The sequence below is a fragment of the Streptomyces sp. NPDC057253 genome (assembly GCF_042669125.1).
In the GTDB taxonomy this organism is placed as follows: Bacteria; Actinomycetota; Actinomycetes; order Streptomycetales; family Streptomycetaceae; genus Streptomyces.
The window spans coordinates 1-21,541 of the sequence record NZ_JBHUXV010000141.1 but is presented as its reverse complement, the minus strand read 5'-3'; the positions used below and the strand labels follow the sequence as shown (position 1 = coordinate 21,541).

At 69.6% G+C, this 21,541-nt stretch carries 19 protein-coding genes, 1 pseudogene and 1 riboswitch; of the genes and pseudogenes, 6 read left to right on the top strand and 14 right to left on the bottom strand.

Features of this window, described 5'->3' with window-relative positions; translation table 11 throughout:
* Positions 1-472: pseudogene (locus tag ACFULQ_RS42315) on the bottom strand (RNA-binding protein); the annotation flags it as partial.
* Positions 473-506: 34 nt separating this feature from the next.
* Positions 507-746: a hypothetical protein gene (locus ACFULQ_RS42310; RefSeq protein WP_020137397.1), complete on the bottom strand. Its 240-nt coding sequence runs from the start codon at positions 744-746 to the stop codon at positions 507-509.
* Positions 747-910: 164 nt separating this feature from the next.
* On the opposite strand from ACFULQ_RS42310, the gene ACFULQ_RS42305 reads away from it, so the two are divergent.
* On the top strand, positions 911-1,651 hold the full coding sequence (locus ACFULQ_RS42305; RefSeq protein ID WP_383555173.1) for a rhomboid family intramembrane serine protease: 741 nt from the start codon (positions 911-913) through the stop codon (positions 1,649-1,651).
* Entirely contained in the window at positions 1,648-1,929 is a 282-nt protein-coding gene (locus ACFULQ_RS42300; RefSeq protein ID WP_020137395.1) for an Lrp/AsnC family transcriptional regulator, read from the top strand. Before ACFULQ_RS42305 ends, ACFULQ_RS42300 begins: the two co-directional genes overlap by 4 nt.
* A gap of 13 nt (positions 1,930-1,942) precedes the next feature.
* On the opposite strand, the gene ACFULQ_RS42295 is transcribed toward ACFULQ_RS42300, so the two are convergent.
* From ACFULQ_RS42295 to ACFULQ_RS42265, 7 genes are all read right to left on the bottom strand, one after another.
* Positions 1,943-4,084: a PQQ-binding-like beta-propeller repeat protein gene (locus tag ACFULQ_RS42295; protein ID WP_383555171.1), complete on the bottom strand. Its 2,142-nt coding sequence runs from the start codon at positions 4,082-4,084 to the stop codon at positions 1,943-1,945.
* A 67-nt stretch (positions 4,085-4,151) separates the two neighbouring features.
* Complete coding sequence (locus ACFULQ_RS42290) at positions 4,152-5,513, bottom strand: aminotransferase class V-fold PLP-dependent enzyme (RefSeq protein ID WP_383555169.1); 1,362 nt, start codon at positions 5,511-5,513, stop codon at positions 4,152-4,154.
* Positions 5,514-5,633: 120 nt separating this feature from the next.
* Positions 5,634-5,750: riboswitch (SAM riboswitch) on the bottom strand.
* Between the two features lie 76 nt (positions 5,751-5,826).
* Entirely contained in the window at positions 5,827-6,891 is a 1,065-nt protein-coding gene (gene trpD, locus ACFULQ_RS42285) for an anthranilate phosphoribosyltransferase (RefSeq protein WP_383555166.1), read from the bottom strand.
* A gap of 225 nt (positions 6,892-7,116) precedes the next feature.
* Positions 7,117-8,754 carry a cytochrome bc complex cytochrome b subunit gene (locus ACFULQ_RS42280; protein WP_383555164.1) on the bottom strand — a complete coding sequence of 546 codons (1,638 nt, stop codon included), beginning with the start codon at positions 8,752-8,754 and terminating at the stop codon, positions 7,117-7,119.
* The gene (locus tag ACFULQ_RS42275; protein ID WP_383555161.1) at positions 8,751-9,806 is read right to left on the bottom strand and encodes a Rieske 2Fe-2S domain-containing protein; all 1,056 of its coding nucleotides are present in this window, start codon (positions 9,804-9,806) and stop codon (positions 8,751-8,753) included. Before ACFULQ_RS42275 ends, ACFULQ_RS42280 begins: the two co-directional genes overlap by 4 nt.
* Positions 9,803-10,612, bottom strand: a complete 810-nt coding sequence (locus ACFULQ_RS42270; protein WP_383555158.1) for a c-type cytochrome — start codon at positions 10,610-10,612, stop codon at positions 9,803-9,805. Before ACFULQ_RS42270 ends, ACFULQ_RS42275 begins: the two co-directional genes overlap by 4 nt.
* 60 nt (positions 10,613-10,672) lie before the next feature.
* The gene (locus tag ACFULQ_RS42265) at positions 10,673-11,293 is read right to left on the bottom strand and encodes a heme-copper oxidase subunit III (RefSeq protein ID WP_383555155.1); all 621 of its coding nucleotides are present in this window, start codon (positions 11,291-11,293) and stop codon (positions 10,673-10,675) included.
* Between the two features lie 145 nt (positions 11,294-11,438).
* On the opposite strand from ACFULQ_RS42265, the gene ACFULQ_RS42260 reads away from it, so the two are divergent.
* Entirely contained in the window at positions 11,439-11,840 is a 402-nt protein-coding gene (locus ACFULQ_RS42260; RefSeq protein ID WP_383555152.1) for a hypothetical protein, read from the top strand.
* A gap of 77 nt (positions 11,841-11,917) precedes the next feature.
* Here the strand turns inward: ACFULQ_RS42260 and ACFULQ_RS42255 are convergent, their stop codons facing one another.
* From ACFULQ_RS42255 to coxB, 4 genes are all read right to left on the bottom strand, one after another.
* Positions 11,918-13,177: an Ig-like domain-containing protein gene (locus ACFULQ_RS42255; protein ID WP_383555150.1), complete on the bottom strand. Its 1,260-nt coding sequence runs from the start codon at positions 13,175-13,177 to the stop codon at positions 11,918-11,920.
* Between the two features lie 131 nt (positions 13,178-13,308).
* Positions 13,309-13,707, bottom strand: coding sequence for a cytochrome c oxidase subunit 4 (locus ACFULQ_RS42250; protein ID WP_020137386.1), 399 nt, complete (start codon positions 13,705-13,707; stop codon positions 13,309-13,311).
* Positions 13,704-15,440 (bottom strand): cytochrome c oxidase subunit I, encoded by a 1,737-nt coding sequence (gene ctaD, locus ACFULQ_RS42245; protein WP_383555148.1) that lies wholly within the window; start codon positions 15,438-15,440, stop codon positions 13,704-13,706. The genes ACFULQ_RS42250 and ctaD overlap by 4 nt, the downstream gene beginning before the upstream one ends.
* A complete protein-coding gene (coxB, locus tag ACFULQ_RS42240; RefSeq protein ID WP_383555146.1) occupies positions 15,437-16,396 on the bottom strand; it encodes a cytochrome c oxidase subunit II in 960 nt (319 codons plus the stop codon). Before coxB ends, ctaD begins: the two co-directional genes overlap by 4 nt.
* 246 nt (positions 16,397-16,642) lie before the next feature.
* Here coxB and ACFULQ_RS42235 point away from each other — a divergent pair, with 246 nt between their 5' ends.
* Positions 16,643-18,016 carry a cysteine desulfurase/sulfurtransferase TusA family protein gene (locus tag ACFULQ_RS42235; protein WP_383555143.1) on the top strand — a complete coding sequence of 458 codons (1,374 nt, stop codon included), beginning with the start codon at positions 16,643-16,645 and terminating at the stop codon, positions 18,014-18,016.
* A gap of 84 nt (positions 18,017-18,100) precedes the next feature.
* On the opposite strand, the gene ACFULQ_RS42230 is transcribed toward ACFULQ_RS42235, so the two are convergent.
* Positions 18,101-19,075, bottom strand: coding sequence for a carbohydrate kinase family protein (locus ACFULQ_RS42230; protein ID WP_383555140.1), 975 nt, complete (start codon positions 19,073-19,075; stop codon positions 18,101-18,103).
* A gap of 151 nt (positions 19,076-19,226) precedes the next feature.
* Between ACFULQ_RS42230 and ACFULQ_RS42225 the strand changes: the two genes are divergently transcribed.
* Both ACFULQ_RS42225 and ACFULQ_RS42220 read left to right on the top strand, forming a co-directional pair.
* Positions 19,227-19,436: a hypothetical protein gene (locus ACFULQ_RS42225; RefSeq protein WP_383555138.1), complete on the top strand. Its 210-nt coding sequence runs from the start codon at positions 19,227-19,229 to the stop codon at positions 19,434-19,436.
* 197 nt (positions 19,437-19,633) lie between these two features.
* Positions 19,634-21,502, top strand: a complete 1,869-nt coding sequence (locus ACFULQ_RS42220) for a hypothetical protein (protein WP_383555136.1) — start codon at positions 19,634-19,636, stop codon at positions 21,500-21,502.
* The last annotated feature ends 39 nt before the right edge of the window (positions 21,503-21,541 follow it).

The following is a 21,541-nucleotide window of genomic DNA, read 5'->3' as shown; positions in this document are numbered from 1 at the left end:
CGAGCTCCTCGCGCAACCGCTCCAGTTCGGCGCGGGCCTCGTCGTCGGCCCGCTCGGCGTCCGCCCGCTGGGCCTCCTCGCCGGCCGCGGTGACCAGCTTGACCCACCCGGTGGGCCGCAGAACATAGGCCGCGGCCGCCACGTCGAGCGGATCCGCGGCCGGGGGCGGCGCACCGGAGTCCAGCGCGCCGGACAGCTCCGGCTGGGTCTCTCTGAACTTCTCCCCGATGCGCTGGCGGAACAGCGGATCGGTCTCCAGGGCGGCCGCCATCGCGTTGCCCGCGAACTTGGCGCGCCGGTTGGGCGCGAAGCGCGCGTACTGCCGCAGCTGGGCGGGCAGCTCGCCGACGGTCAGCCCGCCGAAGCCCTCCGAGACGATGTGCACGACCCGGCGCCGGACACCGTCGGGCAGCGGACGGTCGAGCACCTCGGCGGCGCCGTCGCCCGGCCCCCCGCCTGTGGTCTCCACCATCCGTCACACCCCAATGCCTGCGGGGCCGCTCCGCTCAGGAGTCGGCGCCCGGCCTGTCCACGAGTTCCACCTGGTCCACGGCGTTGCACCAGCGGCACCGCACCGACTCGATGGTCTCACTGACCACCTCCCGCTCCTCGACCTTGGGCTCTCCGGCCAGGTCGAGGTGGACGTACTCGACGACCTTCGACGAGCGGGTCACGTCGAAGCGCGTGAGATTGCCGCAGAGGGTGCAGCGCCACCGCGTCGAGGCGGTCGGGAGGGGAACCGTCATCGTGCCTGTGCTCTTTCCTTCTAGGCCTTCTATTGTCCGCCACACACCGGGGTCCCCGGGGTGTGGCACGTAACCCTAAGGCCTGGCGGGTACTCGCCGCTCGGGCGTCCACGGCGGCGAGGCGGTCTGTCGGCTTGCGTCCCGTTACGTCATGCTCTGTGTTCATGATCCGCAACTGGAGGGTGACGGTCGGTGGAGGAAACAGGTCGCTGTGGGGGTCGGCACCGGTCACCTACGGTCTGATCGCGCTGTGCTTCCTGATCTTCCTGGCCGGCCCCGCGTCCGGCCTCAATCCGGCCTACGGCCACGGTGCCGCGCTCCAGGCCGCCCAGCGGGCCTGGTTCCACCGCTGGGGCGTGGTCCCCGCCGAGCTCTTCGAGGACTCCGCCGGCGCCGCACTGTCCCCGGCCACCGCGCTGTTCATCCACGGCAGCTGGGTGCACCTGCTGGGCAACATGCTCTTCCTCTACGTCTTCGGCGTGATGACCGAGGAACGGATGGGCCGGGTGCAGTTCCTCCTCTTCTACGTCGGCTGCGGTTACCTCGCCCTGCTGGGCTACGCGGCCGCCAACGCCGGCTCGGAGCAGTCCCTGGTCGGCGCGTCCGGGGCGATCTCCGCGGTCCTCGGAGCGTTCCTCTTCCTGTTCCCCGGGGCCCGGGTGACCAGTCTCCTGCCGTTCCTCTTCTTCCTGCCGCTGCGCTTTCCGGCCTGGGTCGTCCTGCCGTTCTGGGCGACCCTCCAGTGGCTGGCGGCGGGCCGGGCGAGCGACGGACCGGGGGTGGCCTATCTGGCCCACGTGGTGGGCTTCGGCCTGGGCCTGGTCTTCGCCTGGGTGCGCTTCGGCCCTACGACTAGAGTGAAGGCCGCCCCAGCTCCGGCCCCCGAGGGAGAGAACCAGCCGTGATCACCGCGATCGTCCTCATCAAGACCAGCGTGGACCGGATCCCCGAGATCGCGGAGCGGATCGCCGCGCTGGAGTCCGTGAGCGAGGTCTTCTCCGTGACGGGGACGTACGACCTGATCGCCATGGTCCGGGTCAAGCAGCACGAGGATCTGGCGGAGGTGATCCCGGGCAGCATCAGCAAGATCCCGGGCGTGGAGGCGACCGACACCCACGTGGCGTTCCGCACCTACTCCCAGCACGACCTGGAGGCCGCGTTCGCCATCGGTCTGGACAGCTGACCGAACCCGACGGCTAGGAGCCGAGCGCCAGCACCGTAATGCCGTCGGCGGTCGCCACGTAGACCCGGCCGTCCCGGACGACCGGTGCCTGGGTGCCGACGGACGCACCGCCCTGGACCCGTTTCCGCCAGACCCGTCTGCCCTTGCGGTCAAGGCCGTAGAGCGTCGACCCCCGGCGTACGTAGACGGTGTCGCCGAAGACCACCGGGTCGCTGTACTGGCTGCCGTCGTCGGTGAACAGGAAGGACCACGCCGTCGATCCGTCGGCGGGGTCGAGGGCGACCAGCTCGAAGTCGGACGCGGTGACGCCGAGCCCGGCGAAGGGCACGCAGGTGAAGTAGCGGCTGCCGTACACCTTGTCGTTTCCGGAGTTCCACAGCAGCTTGCCCGCGCGGCTGAGGCCGTGCAGCATCTGCTCGCCGCCGGAGCCGACCATCAGGGTGCCGCCGACCAGCGCGGGCCGCCCGGTGTCGGTGCCGGCCTTGGTGGCCCACAGCCGCCTGCCGGTCTTCGCGTCCAGGGCCTGCACCTGGTCCCCGAAGGTGCCGACGTAGACCACCCCGTCCGCGACCAGGGGCTCGCTGGTGGGTGCCGCGCCGGTCGGCGTGGACCAGCGCACGCTGCCGTCGGGGGCGTAGGCGCGCACCCCGCCCGCCTCCGAGCCGTCGCCGTAGGACACCAGGACCAGTCGTCCGAAGGCCACCGGGAACTGGCTGTTCGCGGCGAAGGCCTTCGTCCAGCGGATTTTGCCGCGCGGGCCGAGCGCGCACAGCTCGGAGGCGCCCTCCTTGTCGTCCTCCAGCAGGCAGTACACGCCGTCGGCGGTGGCGAGCGGGGACATGGCCTCGCCGCCCAGCGCGGTCCGCCACACCGTCCGGCCGTTCAGGTCCAGGGCGTGCATCGAGCCGTCCGCGCCGCCGACGTACACCCGGGTGCCGTCGGGCGAGACGGCGGCACAGGGTCCGCGCCGCCCGCCGAGCCCCTGCACGGCGTACGTCCATCCCACCTCGGCCGCGGCGGAGCCGCCCTGCACGGTCCGTCCGGCGCCCGCGGAGGAGGCGGAGGAGTCCGAGCCACTCCGCAGCAGCCACCAGCCCAGGCCCCCGGCGCCCACCGCCCCCGCGCCACCGGCCCAGGCCGCCAGGATCCGACGCCGCGAGGGCTCCGGCGCGGCGGCGGAGGTGGCCACGGGCACGTCGGTGACCGTCGTGGGCGCCACGTACTCCACCCCGCTGAGCCGCTCCCGCGCCCCGTCCTCCGGCACCCAGCGCTCGCCACCGCCGAGGGCCACGGTCGGCGTCCCCCTGGAGAACCACCCCTCCCGCAGGCCCTCCCGCAGCGAGCCGGCGGTGTGCCCCACGGCCGCGACCAGCTCGGCGGGCGTCGGCCGCGCCGCGGGATCGTCCCGCAGACAGGCCTCCACCAGCGGCAGCTGTTCCTCCGGTACGGCGGACAGGTCGACGTCCCCGGTCAGGATCCGCAGCAGGACGACCGAGTCCTGCCCCTCGCCGAAGGGTTCCTTGCCGCCCGAGGCGTACGCGAGCACCGCGCCCAGGGAGAAGACGTCGCTGGCCGGGACCACCTGGGCGCCGTTGCGGATCTGCTCGGGCGAGAGGTAGCCGACCGACCCGACGACCACCCCGGTCCGGGTCAGCGCGGTGCCTTCCAGCGCCCGGACGATCCCGAAGTCGATGACCCGGGGCCCGTCCGGCGCGAGCAGGATGTTGGAGGGCTTGAGGTCCCGGTGCACCAGGCCCTTGGCGTGGATCGCGGCGAGCGCCTCGGCGAGCGCGCCCGCCAGCAGCCGTACCGCGTCCGCGCCCAGCGGCCCCTGGTCGAGCACCGCGTCCCGCAGGTTGGGGCCCGCCACGAACTCGCTGGCCATCCACGGCCGGGCGGCCCCGGTGTCCGCGTCCACGACCCGCGCGGTGTAGGTGCCGGCTCCGCCGACGGTCTGCGCGGCCCGCACCTCGTGGCGGAAACGGGCGCGGAAGGTGCGGTCCTCGGCGTGCTCGGCGCGGACGACCTTCACGGCCAGCCGGGGCCCGCCGCGCGCCTCGGCGAGATACACCTCGCCCATCCCGCCGGACCCGAGTCTGCCCAGGACCTCGTACGGCCCGATGGTCCGCGGGTCCGTCTCGCGCAGCTCCTGCACCCCGTGCTCCCCCTGCCTCCGTACGGCTGCCGGGGTCGAGCGTATACGCGGGGTGGACGCCGGTACGTCAGACGGCCGGGACGCAGCGGCCGTCCTCCGTGCGGTACGACCACTTCGCACCGTCCGCGACCAGTTCCTTCACGGCCTTCACGAACCGCTCCACGTGCTCGTCCGGCGTGCCCGCGCCGAAGCTCACCCGGATCGCGTTCAGCGACTTCTCACCGGGCGCCGCCTCGGGGGCCCCGCACTCGCCCTGGGTCTGCGGGTCGCTGCCGAGGAGGGTGCGGACGAGGGGGTGGGCGCAGAAGAGGCCGTCGCGGACGCCGATGCCGTACTCGGCGGACAGGGCGGCGGCGAAGTGGGAGCTGTTCCAGCCCTCGACGACGAAGGAGATCACGCCGACGCGGGGGGCGTCGTCGCCGAACAGGGAGAGGACACGGACCTCGGGGACCTCGGCGAGGCCCTCGCGGACCTTCTCGATCAGGTGCTGCTCACGGGCGACCAGGGTGTCGAAGCCGGCCTCGGTGAGGGCCTTGCAGGCCGACGCGATGGAGTAGGCGCCGATGACGTTCGGGGAGCCGGCCTCGTGGCGGGCGGCGCTGTCGTGCCACTCCACGTCCACTCCCCCGTCCTCGCGCCGGGTGACCTTGCGGCTGGCGCCACCACCCGCGAGGTAGGGGTCGGCCGCCCTGAGCCAGTCGGCGCGGCCGGCGAGGACTCCGGAGCCGAAGGGGGCGTACAGCTTGTGGCCGGAGAAGGCGACCCAGTCGACGTCGAGGTCGCGGACGCTCACCGGGTGGTGCGGGGCGAGCTGGGCGGCGTCGAGGACGATCCGGGCGCCATGGGCGTGGGCGGCGGCGGCCAGCTCGCGGACCGGCCACAGCTCACCGGTGACGTTGGAGGCACCGGTGACGCAGACCAGGGCCGGGCCGTAGGGGTCCCGGGCGGCGAGGGCCTTCTCCAGGGTCTCGACGGCCTGGAGCGGGGTGCGCGGGGCGTCGAGGTAGCTGACCCGGGCGTCCTTCCAGGGCAGCAGGCTCGCGTGGTGCTCGGTCTCGAAGACGAAGACCTGGCAGTCGGCGGGGAGGGCGGCGGCGAGGAGGTTGAGCGAGTCGGTGGTCGACCGGGTGAAGATCAGCTGGTCGTCCGCACGGCAGTCGAGGAACTCGGTGACGGTCCTGCGGGCGTTCTCGAAGAGGTCGGTCGACAGCTGGGAGAGGTAGCCGGCCCCGCGGTGCACGCTGCCGTAGTAGGGCGCGTAGGCCGCCACGTCGTCCCAGACGCGCTGGAGGGCGGGGGCGCTGGCCGCGTAGTCGAGCGCCGCGTAGGTGACTTCGCCACCCGTGACGAGCGGGACGGTGACATCCCGGCCCAGAACGGGCAGCTGGGCACAAAGCGACTGGACGGAGGCAGCGGTGGAGACAGACATGGGGGACTCCCGTGAAAAGTGAAGGGTGAGAGGGGTGTGCGGAGGCGGGGCTCGGCGCCCTAGCGCATTCGCTTGCTCACGGAAGACTCCTCGAACGACCAGGATCCCTGGTTCGTGAGGGATCCGCGCTTGCCGCAGACCTCGCTGCCTACGGCCTGGTCTTCACCCGGGGCACCCCGCCACGGACGGAGGGTTGCCGGACAGTCGGCCGGGGCCTCATGACTGTCACTCATGACCTGGTCAAAAAACCTACGCGATGTGATCGTCGTCCCGCAACCCGTGTCCGGATCGCGGGACGACACCCCGCCGGCCGCTACGCGTTGCTCGCGGCCACCCAGCGCTCCAGCGTCCGCTTGGCCGACCCGGAGTCGATCGACTCCGCGGCCTTGTCCATCCCGGCCCGCAGCTGCTCGGCCAGCGTCCCGGTGCCCGGGTCCAGGGCCACCAGCGCGGCCGCCGAGTTCAGGAGTACGGCGTCCCGGACCGGGCCCGTCCCGCCGTCCAGGAGCTTCCTGGCGACCTCCGCGTTGTACGCCGGGTCACCACCGCGCAGGGCCTCGACCGGGACCAGCTCGATGCCGACGTCACGGGGGTCGAAGCTCTCCTCGGTGACCTTGCCGTCCCGGACGACCCAGACGTGGGAGGTCGAGGTGGTCGTCAGCTCGTCGAGGCCGTCGTCACCGCGGAAGACCAGCGAGGAGTTGCCGCGCTCGGCGAAGACGCCCGCGACGACCGGGGCCATGCGCGGGTCCGCGACCCCGACGGCCTGGGCGCGCACCCGGGCGGGGTTGGTCAGCGGGCCGAGGATGTTGAAGACCGTGCGGATGCCCAACTGGCCGCGTGCGGCGCCCGCGTGACGCAGCGCGGGATGGAACTTGATCGCGAAGCAGAAGGTGATCCCGGCCTCCTCGGCGACCTCGGCCACCCGCTTCGGCGTCAGCTCCAGATTGACGCCGAGCTTCTCCAGGACATCCGAGGCGCCGGACGCGGAGGAGGCGGCCCGGTTGCCGTGCTTGACGACCGTGGCGCCGGCTCCGGCCACGACGATCGCCGACATGGTGGAGATGTTGACGGTCTTGGCGCCGTCGCCGCCGGTGCCGACGATGTCGACCGTCCGCCCGGGGACCTCGATCACATTGGCGTGCGCGTACATCGTCCGCACCAGCCCGTTGATCTCCTCGACCGTCTCGCCCTTGGCCCGGAGCGCGACCACGAACCCGGCGATCTGCGCGTCGGTCGCCTCGCCCTGCATGATCCGGTCCATCGCCCACGCCGTGGCGTCGGCGCTCTGGTCCCGCCCGTACAGCAGGGCGTTCAACACCTCGGGCCAGGAACGGCCCGCCGCGATGTCGCCTCCAGCGGGGGTCACAGCGCTCATGGGGCCGCTCCAGATGTCGTAGAGAAGTCTGCTGCCACCCTATCCAGCCCACAGCACGTCGCAGGCCCCCGTCCGGTGTTCGGACGGGCCATCTCAGGGGCGCGGGGAACTGCGCAAAAAGCGCCCGCCCCCACCGAAGCCGCACCCGCACGGCAAAGGACCCCGTCCGGGATTCGGACGGGGTCCTTTCAACCGCGCTGTGGCGAGCGCAGCGACAAGCAGGGATCAGTGGTGGCCGTGGCCGCTGGTGATCTCCTTGTACTCCTCGACGGTCGGCTTGGCGATCTGGGACTCCTCGCCGTAGTACGCCTCGCTCAGCTTGGCGCGCAGCTTCTCGGTGCCCTTGACCTTGCGCTCGACGCCGTTCTCGTCGACCGTGGCGCCGATCGCGGCCGGCTTGTACTGCTCGTGTGCCGTGAGCGTGTGCAGCTGCTCCTGGCTGAGCGGCTCGTGCACCTCGATGAACTCACCGTGCGGCAGGCGCTTGATGATGCCGGACTCGCGCCCGTGCAGCACCTTGTCCTTGTCACGGCGCTGGAGGCCGAGGCAGATCCGCTTGGTGACGATGAACGCGAGGACCGGGGCGACGAAGAACGCGACCCGCACGAACCAGGTGATGGCGTTGATCGACAGGTGGAAGTGGGTGGCCCAGAGGTCGTTTCCACCACCGACCAGCAGCACGAAGTACCAGGTGATCCAGGCGACACCGAAGGCCGTACGCGTCGGGGCGTTGCGCGGGCGGTCCAGGATGTGGTGCTCGCGCTTGTCGCCGGTGACCCAGGACTCGATGAACGGGTAGACCGCGATCGCGACCAGGACCAGCGGGAAGATCATCAGCGGGATGAACACACCCAGGACGAGCGTGTGACCCCAGAAGTTGATCTCCCAGCCCGGCATGACACGGATCAGGCCCTCGGAGAAGCCCATGTACCAGTCCGGCTGGGCGCCCGTGGACACCTGGTCCGGACGGTAGGGGCCCATCGACCAGATCGGGTTGATCGAGGCGATCGCCGCGATGGCCGCGATGACACCGAAGACCAGGAAGAAGAAGCCTCCGGCCTTGGCCATGTAGACCGGCAGCAGCGGCATGCCGACCACGTTGTTGTTCGTCTTGCCGGGGCCCGCGAACTGCGTGTGCTTGTGGTAGAAGACCAGGATCAGGTGGCCGACGACCAGACCGAGCATGATGCCCGGCAGCAGCAGGACGTGGATCGAGTAGAAGCGGGCCACGAAGTCGCCGCCCGGGAACTCCCCGCCGAACAGGAAGAACGACAGGTACGTGCCGACGATCGGCACGGACAGGACCGCGCCCTCCATGAAGCGGACACCGGTGCCGGAGAGCAGGTCGTCCGGGAGCGAGTAACCGGTGAAGCCGGTGAACATGCCGAGGACGAACAGCAGGAAGCCGAACAGCCAGTTGACCTCACGCGGCTTGCGGAACGCGCCCGTGAAGAACACCCGCATCATGTGCACGAACATGCCGGCGAGGAAGATCAGCGCCGCCCAGTGGTGGATCTGCCGGATCAGCAGACCACCGCGCACATCGAAGGAGATGTGCATGGTCGAGTTGAACGCCTCGGACATCAGCTGTCCCTGCAGCGGGACGTAGCTGCCGTGGTACTCCACCTCGTTCATCGACGGGTGGAAGAACAGCGTCAGGTACACACCCGTGAGGATGATGATGATGAAGCTGTAGAGGCAGACCTCACCCAACATGAACGACCAGTGGTCGGGGAAGATCTTGCGCATGTTGGCCTTGGCCAGGGAGTAGATCCCCAGCCGGCCGTCGGCCCAGTCGGCGACACGCTCGCCGGCCGGTGCCTTCCCGCGAGAGCGGGCTTCGGTGGACTCTGTAGTGCTCATCCGCGCTCCCAGAATGCAGGACCGACGGGCTCCTCGAAGTCGCCGAGCGCTTCAAGGTAGCCCTCGTCGTTCACGCCGATGCGCAGCTGCGGCAGGGCGTGACCGGCGGGGCCGAAGATCACCCGGGCACCGTCGGAGAGGTCGAAGGTGGACTGGTGGCAGGGGCAGAGCACGTGGTGCGTCTGCTGCTCGTACAGGGAGATCGGGCAACCGACGTGGGTGCAGATCTTCGAGTACGCGACGATTCCCTCGTGCGACCACTCGAGCTCGCGCTTGTCCTTGATGTTGTCGGGCTGGAGCCGGACGATCATCAGGGCGGCCTTGGCGATCTCGGTCTGGAACTCCTCGGAGTGCTCCTCCAAGCCCTCGGGCTTGGCGAAGGTGAGGGAGCCGACCGCGACGTCCGAGGGACGCAGCGGCTGGTCGGTGTTCATGTTGACCAGCAGCTTGCCCTTGGACCACATGGTGTGGCGGAGCTTGGTGCCGGGCAGCGGACCGAGGTCGCGCAGCAGCATGACACCGGAGAGCGGGAACAGGGCCAGCGCGCCGAACATCGTGTTGCGGATCAGCTTGCGGCGGCCGAGCGCCGACTCCTTGGCGCCCTGCTTGAAGTCGGCCATGACCTTGGCCTTGACCTCGGGGGGCGCCTCGATCGGGTGACGCTCGTCGGCGATCTCCTCGTCGGACATCAGGGTGCGGGCCCAGTGGACCGCACCCGCGCCGATCGCGAAGAGGGCGAGACCGAGGGTCAGGCCCAGCGCGAAGTTCAGCGCGTTGATGTGCCCGATCGGGAAGACGAAGATCGACTTGTCGTGGGGGATGCCCACGTACGAGGCGATGAACCCGATCGTCGACAGCATCGAGACCGTGAACAGCATGGCCACCGTGCGCTCGGACCGCTTGGCGGCCCGCTCGTCGATGTCCTGCACCCGGTGCTCGTGGGGCGGCAGACCGGGGTCGGCGAACGGGTTCTGCTCGTCCGCGACGCCTACCGCGCCGTGCGCGTCCTGCTCTGCGGGCAGGTTCTCTTCTGGAATGTCTTGGCTACTCATGACTTCTTGGCCTTTGCGGTCCGAGCGGCGACCCAGACGGCGACCGCGATCAGCGCGCCGAGGCCGAAGATCCAGGCGAACAGGCCCTCGGAGACCGGGCCGAGACCGCCCAGCTCAAGGCCGCCGGGGCTCACGGTGTCGTCGCCGTTGACCGCGTTCAGGTACGCGATGATGTCCTTCTTGTTCTGCTCCGACAGCGTGGTGTCGGGGAACGACGGCATGTTCTGCGGGCCGGTCTGCATGGCCTCGTAGATGTGCTTCGGGTCGACACCCTCGAGGCTGGGCGCGAACTTGCCGTGCGTCAGCGCGCCACCCTTGCCGGTGAAGTTGTGGCACTGCGTGCAGTTGTCGCGGAACAGCTCACCGCCCTTGGCGATGTCGGCACCGTCGGGGCCGTACTGCGCCTCGGTCGGGATGGTCGGACCCGCGCCCAGCGAGGAGATGTACGCGGCCAGCTGGTCGATCTCGGCCTGCGTGTAGATGACCTTCTTGCGCGGAACCTGCGCGCCCGGCTGCTGGGCCGGCATACGGCCGGTGCCGACCTGGAAGTCGACGGCCGCGGCGCCCACGCCCACCAGGCTCGGTCCGTCGGAGGATCCCTGACCGCCGGTGCCGTGGCAGCTGGCGCAGCCTACGGCGAAGAGCTTCTTGCCCTCGTCGATGGCCAGGGACTGGGCGGTTTCATCTGCCTGCGCCTTGCTCGCGGGCGCGAACACGGCGTACAGCCCCCCGGTGCATGCCAGCGCGAGGAGTAGGACGACGAGCGCCGCCAGCGGGTGGCGTCGTCGTGCGGAGAGCTTTTTCACGGATTACCCCGGTGTCAGGATCTTCTGCGTCGATGCTTGCGATGTCGGGAGCGGGCCCGGCTACTTGATCATGTAGATCGTGGCGAAGAGGCCGATCCAGACGACGTCGACGAAGTGCCAGTAGTAGGACACGACGATCGCGGCGGTCGCCTGCTCGTGGGTGAACCTCTTGGCCGCGTAGGTACGCCCGAGAACGAACAGGAACGCGATCAGGCCGCCCGTCACGTGCATACCGTGGAAGCCGGTGGTCAGGTAGAACACCGAGCCGTACGGGTCGGAGGACAGGGACAGCCCGTCCTTCTTCACCAGCTCCGTGTACTCGTAGATCTGACCGCCGATGAAGATCGCGCCCATGATGAACGTGACGATGAACCAGCCCCGGAGCTTCTTCACGTCACCGCGCTCGGCGGCGAAGACGCCGAGCTGGCAGGTGAGCGAGGAGAGCACCAGGATCGTGGTGTTCGTCGCCGAGAACGGGAAGTTCAGGCTGTGCGCCATTTCCTTCCAGTGATCGGGTCCCGTCACCGATCGCAGGGTGAAGTACATCGCGAAGAGGGCCGCGAAGAACATCAGCTCGGAACTCAGCCAGATGATGGTTCCGACGCTGGTGAGGTTCGGTCGGTTGACCGACGGGTGCGCGTGCCCGGTGTCTACTGTCGTTGCTGTCGCCACGACCGACATTATGTCGGTCGCTTATCCCGCCCTCACTCCGGGGGGTGCCGTTCGGAGTGTCTTGCTGGTCCGTACCGGTGTTGACGTGGTGTTCAAGGGAGTAGCATCCGGGCCAACGGGCCTGTCCTTACGACGCTGACGTCACGGAGGAACAATGCAGCCGACCGCCACGGTGCTGGTCTACAGCGACGATTCCAACACCCGCGAGCAAGTTCGGCTGGCGACGGGGCGGCGTCCCGCTCCCGATGTTCCGGTGGTGGAGTTCGTGGAGTGCGCGACCCCTGCGGCGGTGCTGAAGGAGCTGGACAAGGGCGGGATCGACGTCTGCGTCCTCGACGGCGAGGCCGTGCCCATGGGCGGGATGGGGCTGTGCCGGCAGATCAAGGACGAGGTGTTCGACTGTCCGCCGGTGCTGTTGCTGATCGGGCGGCCGCAGGATGCGTGGCTGGCCACGTGGAGCCGGGCCGAGGGTGCGGTGGCTCATCCGGTGGATCCGGTGGAGTTCGCGTCGGCGCTGGCTTCTTTGCTGCGGTCTCGGAAGGCCCTGAGCGCCTAGGAGCACGGTTCTGCGGTTCGCGGGCGGCTGCGGGTCCGTTGTGGCTGGTCGCGCAGTTCCCCGCGCCCCTGGGTGGGTCACACTGACGTCGGTCGCAGCCGTGCCGTCTGGTCTGCGCTCGGGGCGTCCGGGAGTGCTGCCACCAGCGCGCTGCCCTGGCGCCACTTCTGCCAGTCCAGGTTCCAGTCGCCGAAGCCGTTGCCGAAGGACTCCATGGTCTTGCCGTCGGAGTTGACGACCTTGACCACGTCGCCCTCGTGGACCGTCTCGAAGAACCACTCGGCGTTCGCGGTGCTCATGCCGGTGCAGCCGTGGCTGACGTTGGCGTAGCCCTGTGAGCCGACCGACCAGGGGGCGGCGTGCACGTACTCGCCGCTCCAGGTGACGCGGGTCGCGTAGTAGACCGGCAGGTCGTACGACTCCGAGGAACCCTCGGCGATGCCGATGCTGGTGCCGCGCATACGTACGAAGTACTCCTTGCCCAGTACGACCTTGACGCCGTTGCGGGTGTCGAAGCCGGGCTTGCCGGTGGTGACCGGGAGTTCCTTGATGACCTGGTCGTTCTTGTAGACGGTCATCGCGTGCGAGGAGGCGTCCGTCACGGCGATGATGCGGTCGCCGATGGTCAGCCTGACGGGCTTGGTCTTGCCGCCCCAGAGCCGGTCGCCGACCTTGACGCCCTCCAGCTCGCTGCGGACCTGGACGGTGGCGTGGGCGGGCCAGTACTCCCTGGGCCGGTAGTGGAGCTCCTTGTCGTCCACCCAGTACCAGGCGCCCTGCACGGCGGGCGTGGCGTCGACCCTGAGGGCCCGCTCGACGACCGCCCGCTGCGCCTTGTCCTTGACGGGCTTGTCCAGCTTGGCAGTGACGGGCTGGCCGACACCGTAGGTGCCCGACTTGGGACCGAAGGTGACGTTCAGGCGCTTCTTGCCCAGCGGCTTGCTGGTGTCGAAGGAGAGGACCTTGCGGCCCGGCGCCCCGTCGTCGTCCTCGGTGCTCACCCGGACCGTGTAGTGGGCGTTGGCGGCCAGTGCGGAGGTGCTGTGCCAGCGGGAGCCGTCGGCGGAGAGTTCGCCCGCCACGAAGCGGCCTGTGGCGTCCGTGGCGGTGACGTCGGTGATACGGCCGTCGTCGTCGGCGGTGACCTCCAGGGGCTTGTCCGGATCGGCCTTCTTGCCGTCGCTGGTGGGCGCGTTGAAGGCGATCTGGTCCGCCGCGTCGTACGGCGTGGCAGCCAGCGGGTTCCCGTCGGACCCGCAGGCCGAGGTGCTTATGCCGAAGGCGACCACCAGCATCGTGCAGCTCAGGACGGTGCGGGTGCGCGGAGTGTGGTTCATGACTTCACGCTAGGAAGCGAAGTCAACTGCGGCACGCCGGGTGACTCGTACGAGTGATCACTCTTGCGGCAAACGCAGGAGCCCGGACGCTCCTGACGGAGTGTCCGGGCTCCTGTTGAGCTCCGCTCGTGCTACTGGGTGCGGTTCTCACCGCGGTAGTACTCGAAGACCCAGCCGTACAGGCCGACCAGGATCACCGGCACCGAGAAGTACAGCAGCCACCAGCCGATCGCGACCGACAGGAAGGCGAGGGCGCCGCCGAAGCCGAGGGCGAGCGGCTGCCAGCTGTGCGGGCTGAAGAACCCGACCTCGCCGGCGTCGTCCGCGACGTCGGCCTCCTTGTTGTCCTGCGCGCCGGCGTCCACCCGCCTGGCCGTGAAGCCGAGGTAGAAGCCGATCATGACGGACAGGCCGAAGGCCAGGAAGAGCGCGGTGGTACCGGCCGGCTCCTTCGACCACACGCCATAGACGATCGCCATGACGAGGATGAAGACGCTCAGCCAGATGAACATCCGTCCCTGGATCTTCACTTGCCGGCCTCCTTGCCGCCCGAGAGAGCCTTCTCACCGTGGCCGGCGTTCTCGAGCTGGTCGAGAGCGGCGATCTCCGGGTGGTGCAGGTCGAACGCCGGGGATTCGCTGCGGATCCGCGGCAGGGTGAGGAAGTTGTGGCGCGGCGGCGGGCAGGAGGTCGCCCACTCCAGGGAGCGGCCGTAGCCCCACGGGTCGTCGACGCCGACCGGCTTGCCGTACTTGGCCGTCTTCCACACGTTGTAGAGGAACGGCAGGATCGACAGGCCGAGCACGAACGAGCTGATCGTCGAGATCGTGTTCAGGGCGGTGAAGCCGTCGGCCGCCAGGTAGTCGGCGTACCGACGCGGCATGCCCTCGGCGCCCAGCCAGTGCTGGACCAGGAAGGTGCCGTGGAAGCCGATGAACAGCGTCCAGAAGGTGATCTTGCCGAGGCGCTCGTCGAGCATCTTGCCGGTGAACTTCGGCCACCAGAAGTGGAAGCCGGAGAACATCGCGAAGACGACGGTGCCGAACACGACGTAGTGGAAGTGCGCCACCACGAAGTACGAGTCCGAGACGTGGAAGTCCAGCGGCGGCGAGGCCAGGATGACACCGGTCAGACCACCGAAGGTGAAGGTGATCAGGAAGCCGGTGGCCCAGAGCATCGGGGTCTCGAAACTCAGCGACCCCTTCCACATCGTTCCGATCCAGTTGAAGAACTTCACGCCGGTCGGTACGGCGATGAGGAACGTCATGAAGGAGAAGAACGGGAGCAGAACGCCGCCGGTGACGTACATGTGGTGCGCCCACACCGTCACGGACAGACCCGCGATCGCGATGGTCGCGCCGATCAGGCCCATGTAGCCGAACATCGGCTTGCGGGAGAAGACCGGGATGACCTCGGAGATGATGCCGAAGAACGGCAGCGCGATGATGTACACCTCTGGGTGGCCGAAGAACCAGAAGAGGTGTTGCCACAGCAACGCTCCGCCGTTGGCCGCGTCGAAGACATGTGCCCCGAACTTCCGATCCGCCTCCAGCGCGAACAGCGCGGCGGCGAGGACCGGGAAGGCGAGCAGGACCAGCACCGCGGTCAGCAGCACGTTCCAGGTGAAGATCGGCATGCGGAACATCGTCATGCCGGGCGCGCGCATGCAGATGATCGTGGTGATGAAGTTGACCGCACCGAGGATCGTGCCGAAGCCGGAGAAGGCCAGACCCATGATCCACAGGTCGGCGCCGACGCCCGGGCTGCGGACCACGTCCGACAGCGGGGAGTAGGCGAACCAGCCGAAGTCGGCCGCGCCCTGCGGGGTGAGGAAGCCGCCGACCGCGATCGTCGAGCCGAACAGGTAGAGCCAGTAGGCGAACATGTTCAGCCGCGGGAACGCCACGTCGGGCGCGCCGATCTGCAGCGGCATGATCCAGTTGGTGAAGCCGGCGAACAGCGGCGTCGCGAACATCAGCAGCATGATCGTGCCGTGCATCGTGAACGCCTGGTTGAACTGTTCGTTCGACATGATCTGCAGGCCCGGACGGGCCAGCTCGGCGCGCATGAAGAGCGCCATCACGCCGCCGATCAGGAAGAACGCGAACGACGTGGCGAGGTACAGCGTGCCGATCGTCTTGTGGTCAGTGGTGGTGAGCCACTTGATGACCACGCTCCCGCGGTTCTGGCGCCGGACCGGCAGTTCGTCCGCGTAGTGGGACCCTGCTTCGGCGGCACCCTGGGGTTCGTTGAGGATGCTCACAGGTTCGTCGTCTCCCGGTCCTTCTCGTGGGCGGTCTGCTCGATGCCCGCGGGAACGTAACCGGTCTGCCCCTTCTTCGCGAGGTCCTTGAGGTGCTGCTCGTAGCGCTCGGGGGAGACGACCTTCACGTTGAACAGCATCCGGGAGTGGTCGACGCCGCAGAGTTCGGCGCACTTGCCGAGGAAGGTGCCCTCCTTGTTGGGGGTCACCTCGAAGGCGTTGGTGTGGCCCGGGATGACGTCCTGCTTCATCAGGAACGGCACCACCCAGAACGAGTGGATGACGTCACGCGAGGTGAGGACGAAGCGGACCGTCTTGCCCTTGGGGAGCCAGAGAGTCGGGCCGGGGTTGCCGGTCTGCGGGTTCCGCGTGGCGGGCGTCCCGAAGTCGTAGACACCGCCGGCGTTCGCCGGGAAGTCGTTCTTGAACCGGGTCGGAATCGCGTCCAGGTTCTTGTCGGTCTTCGCGTCGCCCGTCGAGCCCGCGACGGGCTCGATGTAGTTGAACGCCCAGCTCCACTGGTAGCCGACGACGTTGATGGTGACGTCGGGCTGCTTCTTGAGGCTGAGGAGCTTCGACTCGTCACGGGCCGTGAAGTAGAACAGGACCGAGACGATGACGAGCGGAACCACCGTGTACAGCGCCTCGATGGGCATGTTGTACCGGGTCTGCGGAGGAACCTCGACCTTGGTCCGGCTGCGCCGGTGGAAGATCGAGCTCCACAGAATCAAGGCCCACACCAGCACGCCGGTGGCCAGCGCGGCTGCCCAGGAACCCTGCCAGAGGGAGAGGATCCGCGGAGCCTCTTCCGTGGTCGGGGTGGGCATACCAAGGCGGGGGAAGTCCTTGTATGTGCAACCGGTGGCGGTCGCCAGGACCAGGCCCGCGGTCATTGCCTGCAGCAGCTTCCGCCGCATCGGGCGCCGCGGCGAGCGGTCGGAGCCGTTGGGACTCACGTAGCGCCTTCCCGAGAGTCTCGCCCGCGCGGATTGGCTGCGGCCTGCCTTCTTCGGTGGTCGGTCGCCGCCCTGCGTCGGGCAGGGGTTTGGATGTTTATGCGGACCAAACCCTAGCCGACGCCCTCCGGGGGTTCAGCGGGAGGGGTGCCTAGTCACTCGGTGGGTTCGCTGGATTGGCGGCTGCGGGTGGTTTGTGGCTGATCGCGCAGTTCCCCGCGCCCCTGGGCGGGTTAGCGTTGCCCGGTGTCATATTTCGACGCTGCTTCCAGTGCGCCCCTTCACCCTGTTGCCCGTCAGGCGCTGTTGGCCTCTCTGGATGAAGGGTGGGCTGATCCCTCTCGGTTGTACCGAGAAGGGCGGCGGGCTCGGATGTTGTTGGATGCTGCTCGGGAGGCGGCCGCTGAGGGGGTGGGGTGCCGGCCCGACGAGCTGAGCTTCACCTCTTCCGGAACTCAGGCCGTTCACCTCGGCATCGCTGGGGCAGTCGCGGGTCGTCGGCGGGTGGGACGCCACCTGATCGTGTCTGCTGTCGAACATTCCTCCGTGCTCCATTCGGCTGAGCTGTTTGACGTGACCGAGGTTCCGGTGGGGCGGACGGGGGCCGTCAGTCCGCAGGCGTACGTCGATGCGCTTCGGCCCGATACCGCCCTGGCGTGTCTTCAGTCGGCCAATCACGAGGTGGGGACCGTGCAGCCGGTGGGCGAGGTGGCCGGGGTGTGCCGGGAGGCCGGGGTGCCGTTGCTGGTGGACGCGGCGCAGTCGCTGGGGTGGGGGCCGGTCGAGGGGCCCTGGTCGGTGCTGACGGGCAGTGCGCACAAGTGGGGCGGGCCGTCCGGGGTCGGTCTGCTCGCCGTGCGCAAAGGGGTCCGGTTCTCGCCGCAAGGGCCCGCCGACGAGCGGGAGTCGGGGCGGGTGCCCGGGTTCGAGAACCTGCCGGCGATCGTCGCGGCGGCGGCCTCGCTGCGGGCGGTGCGGGCCGAGGCGGCGCAAGAGGCGGTACGGCTGCGGGAGCTGACGGCGCGGATCCGGGCGCGGGTGCCTCAGCTGGTCGCCGATGTGGAGGTGGTCGGGGATCCGGAGCGGCGGCTGCCCGGGATCGTCACCTTCTCCTGTCTCTATGTCGACGGGGAGACATTGCTGCACGAGCTGGACCGGGAGGGTTTCTCCGTCTCGTCCGGATCGTCCTGCACCAGCAGCACGCTCACGCCCAGCCATGTGCTGAAGGCGATGGGGGTGCTGAGTGAGGGGAATGTGCGGGTGTCGTTGCCGTTCGGGGCGGTCTCCGAGGAGGTCGACCGGTTCCTGGAGGTGCTGCCGGGCGCGGTGGCGCGGGTCCGGGAGAAGCTCGGCGCCCCTGCCCCGGTGGCTGCCCCGGCGGTCGTGGTGCGGGAGGACGAGCTGGTCGTGGACGCCCTCGGGAAGCGGTGCCCGATCCCGGTCATCGAACTGGCGAAGGTGATCGGGGACGTGCCGGTGGGCGGGACCGTCCGGGTCCTCTCGGACGACGAGGCGGCCCGCCTGGACATCCCGGCGTGGTGCGAGATGCGGGAACAGGAGTACGTGGGCGAGGAACCGGCGGAAAAGGGAACGGCATATGTGATCCGCCGGATCAGGTGATGCCGTCAGGGGCGCGGGGCTGTGTCGATCAGCGGCTCCGCCGCGGGGCGCGACCAGCCCCCACGCGCCCGCAAGCCGACGCACTCAGCCCAGGTGCCCCCGGACCTCTTCCGCCGCCTCGTCGCCGTACGCCTTGGTGAACCGCTCCATGAAGTGGCCCCGCCGCAGCCGGTACTCCTGCGTGCCCACCGTCTCGATGACGAGGGTCGCCAGCATGCAGCCGACCTGGGCCGCGCGCTCCAGCGAGACGCCCCAGGACAGGCCGGACAGGAAGCCCGCGCGGAAGGCGTCGCCGACGCCCGTGGGGTCCGCCTTGCGCTCCTCCTCCGCGCAGCCGACGAGGATCGGCTCCTCGCCGGCCTTCTCGACCTTCACCCCCTGCGAGCCGAGCGTGGTGACCCGGTGGCCCACCTTCGTCAGGATCTCCGCGTCGGACCAGCCCGTCTTGGACTCGATGAGCCCCTTCTCGTACTCGTTGGAGAAGAGGTACGTGGCGCCGTCGAGCAGGATGCGGATCTCGTCGCCGTTCATGCGGGCGATCTGCTGGGAGAAGTCCGCGGCGAAGGGGATGCCGCGGGACCGGCACTCCTCGGTGTGGCGGAGCATCGCCTCGGGGTCGTCGGCGCCGATGAGGACCAGGTCGAGGCCGTCCACGCGGTCGGCGACGGTCTTGAGCTCGATCTGGCGGGCCTCGCTCATCGCGCCCGTGTAGAAGGAGCCGATCTGGTTGTGGTCGGCGTCGGTGGTGCACACGAAGCGGGCCGTGTGCAGCGTCTCGGAGATCCGGACGGACGCGGTGTCGACGCCGTGCCGGTCGAGCCAGGCGCGGTACTCGTCGAAGTCGAAGCCCGCGGCGCCGACGAGGATCGGCTTGGTGCCGAGCTGTCCCATGCCGAAGGCGATGTTCGCGCCGACGCCGCCCCGGCGGACGTCGAGGTTGTCGACCAGGAAGGAGAGCGAGACCGTGTGCAGCTGGTCCGCGACGAACTGGTCGGCGAAGCGGCCGGGGAAGGTCATGAGGTGGTCGGTGGCGATGGAGCCGGTGACTGCGATACGCACGGCGAGGCTCTCCAGAGGAAGGGTGTGTTGACGGTTAACGCTATCCGGTCCGTATGGAGTACTGCGAGGTGACGGGCGGCGCGGTGAAGCAGGTGAAACTACCCGATAGTAGATCTTTCTTCACAGGCTCCGGGGTGCTTACGGTTCCGTCATGACGAACCTTGAGCTGTACGCCCCCGTCCCGGCCGACCTGGAGGTCTCCCTTGCCTCGCTGCTGGGCGACTGCGCCCGGATGGCTCCGCACTGGGCGGTTCCGGACCGGATCGTCTCCGTACCGGTTTCTCCCTCGCTCATCCACGGGGTGACGGTTCCCGAGGGGTCCGCCCGGCTGCTGGAGGCGATGTCGGAGTACGGCGACTGAGTGTCGGAGTACGGCGACTGAGTCACGGTCCGACGCACAGCGCGTGCGTCGGCGCGTTCGAGGGAACCGCGCGCTCCCCCGCTGCGTCCCATCGCCGTCCCCCGGAAAGGGGATGCGGGATACGACCCCTTTGCCGACCTTTTTGACAGGGCCGGGTCAGGGTCGAGGGACAGTTGCGCAGCAGAAGGAGCGATGCGGTGAACACCGAGCGACCCGACAACGGCGAGACCTCCGGCGGCGGTGACGGGAGCGCTGCGGAGGCCCGGGGCACCGACGGGACGAAGGGCGCCGAGGAGGAGCGCGGGTCCGCGGGTCCGGTCGACGAGAAGACGGGCGACGCGGGGGGCGCTCCTGCGGAGCGGCCCGAGGAGGTCTCCGACGGTGACACGGACGAGTCCCCGGTCGGCGATGCGCCTGCCGACGGCCCGGCTCCGGGTCCCGCCCGCACCGACCTCGGCAAGCTCACTGGCCCTGGGGCCGCCACCACGGATGAGCCCACGAGCCTCGATGCCGGGCCCACCACCTCTGACGAGCCCGCCGGCCCCGGTGACAAGCCCGCTGACCTCGACGCCGGATCGGCCCCCTCCCCCGACTCCGAGATTCCCCGCCACGAGGAGACCGGTGCCGCCCGGTCGGGACGCCGCCGCTCCCCCGTCGCCATCGCTGCCGTAGCCGCTGCCGTGCTGTTGGTCGGTGGGGGTGGGGCCTACCTCGCCGCCAGTACCTCCGGTGGGGCCGGTGGGGGTGCGGCCTCCGGGGCCGCCGGGGACGATACGCCGCCGCCGCTCGCGCTCGACGGTTACGGCGGGGGCGACGGGGCGGGGCACGGGATCGCGCCGGGTGAGCCGAATCCGTACGGTGCGACCTATCGCGTGACCGGGAGCCTTCCCGAGGGACCTGAGTCCGCGCCGGTGTACCGGGTGCAGGGGCAGGTCGGCGAGGACGACGTGGTGCGGCTCGCCGAGGCGCTCGGGGTGAGCGGGAAGCCGGTGGTGCAGGGGCAGGTCTGGCGGGTCGGGGCCGAGGACGGTTCGGGGACGGGTCTCCAGGTGAACCGGCAGGCGCCGGGGGCGTGGAACTTCCAGCGCTACCAGGTCATCGACAACTGCTCCAGCGAAACCGTGTGCGGGGCACAGCCCGGCACCGACACCGACGAGCCGGTGAGCGCGGCCGCCGCGGAGAAGGCCGCCGCACCGGTGCTGAAGGCGGTCGGTCAGGGCGGCGCGAAGCTCGACACGAGCCAGGTCATCGGCGCCCAGCGGGTGGTGAACGCCGATCCGGTCGTGGGCGGACTGCCCACCTACGGCTGGGCCACCGGCGTCACCGTGAACGCGCAGGGCGAGGTGGTCAGCGGCGCCGGCCAACTGAAGGCGCCGGTGAAGAGCGACACGTATCCCGTGCTGAGCGCCGAGAAGACGCTCGGCCTGCTGAACAAGGCGCCGGCGACCGACCACCGCATGGGCATCGGCGGCTGCGCCAGTCCCGTACCGCTGAAGGACCGCTTCGAGGCGCCCTGCGGGCAGTCGACGGCGAGCCCCGCGGGCGACACGCTCACCGTCGACAAGGCGGTGTTCGGGCTGGCCTCGCACTTCGTGGGCGGTCGGCAGGCGCTGGTGCCGTCCTGGCTGTTCGAGGTGCGGCAGGCGGGTGCGAAGGACGCCTTCACGGTGACGTATCCGGCAGTCGACCCGAAGTACATCGCCGCACCGGCCACCGCGACGCCCGCCCCCACGGCCCCCTCCGGCGAACCGACCTCCGCGCCGAAGACGCGGGACGTCAAGATCGACGGCTACACGGCCGAGGGCGACCAGCTGACCGTGAGCTTCACCGGCGGGGTGTGCGGGGACTACGCGGCGACGGCGAGCGAGAGCGCCGGCGCGGTGAAGGCCACGGTGACCTTCACTCCGTGGCCGGACAAGATCTGCATCATGATCGCCAAGGAGATCCAGAAGACCGTGACACTGGACGAGCCGCTCGGCGACCGCAAGGTCGTGGGCTCGGACGGCAAGGAGATCCCGCTGAAGAAGGCGGGAGCGCGGCTCCCGGAGACCTCCGGAGCCCAGTGACACCGTGAACGGCAGAAGGCGGTGGCCCCCCTCGCCGGG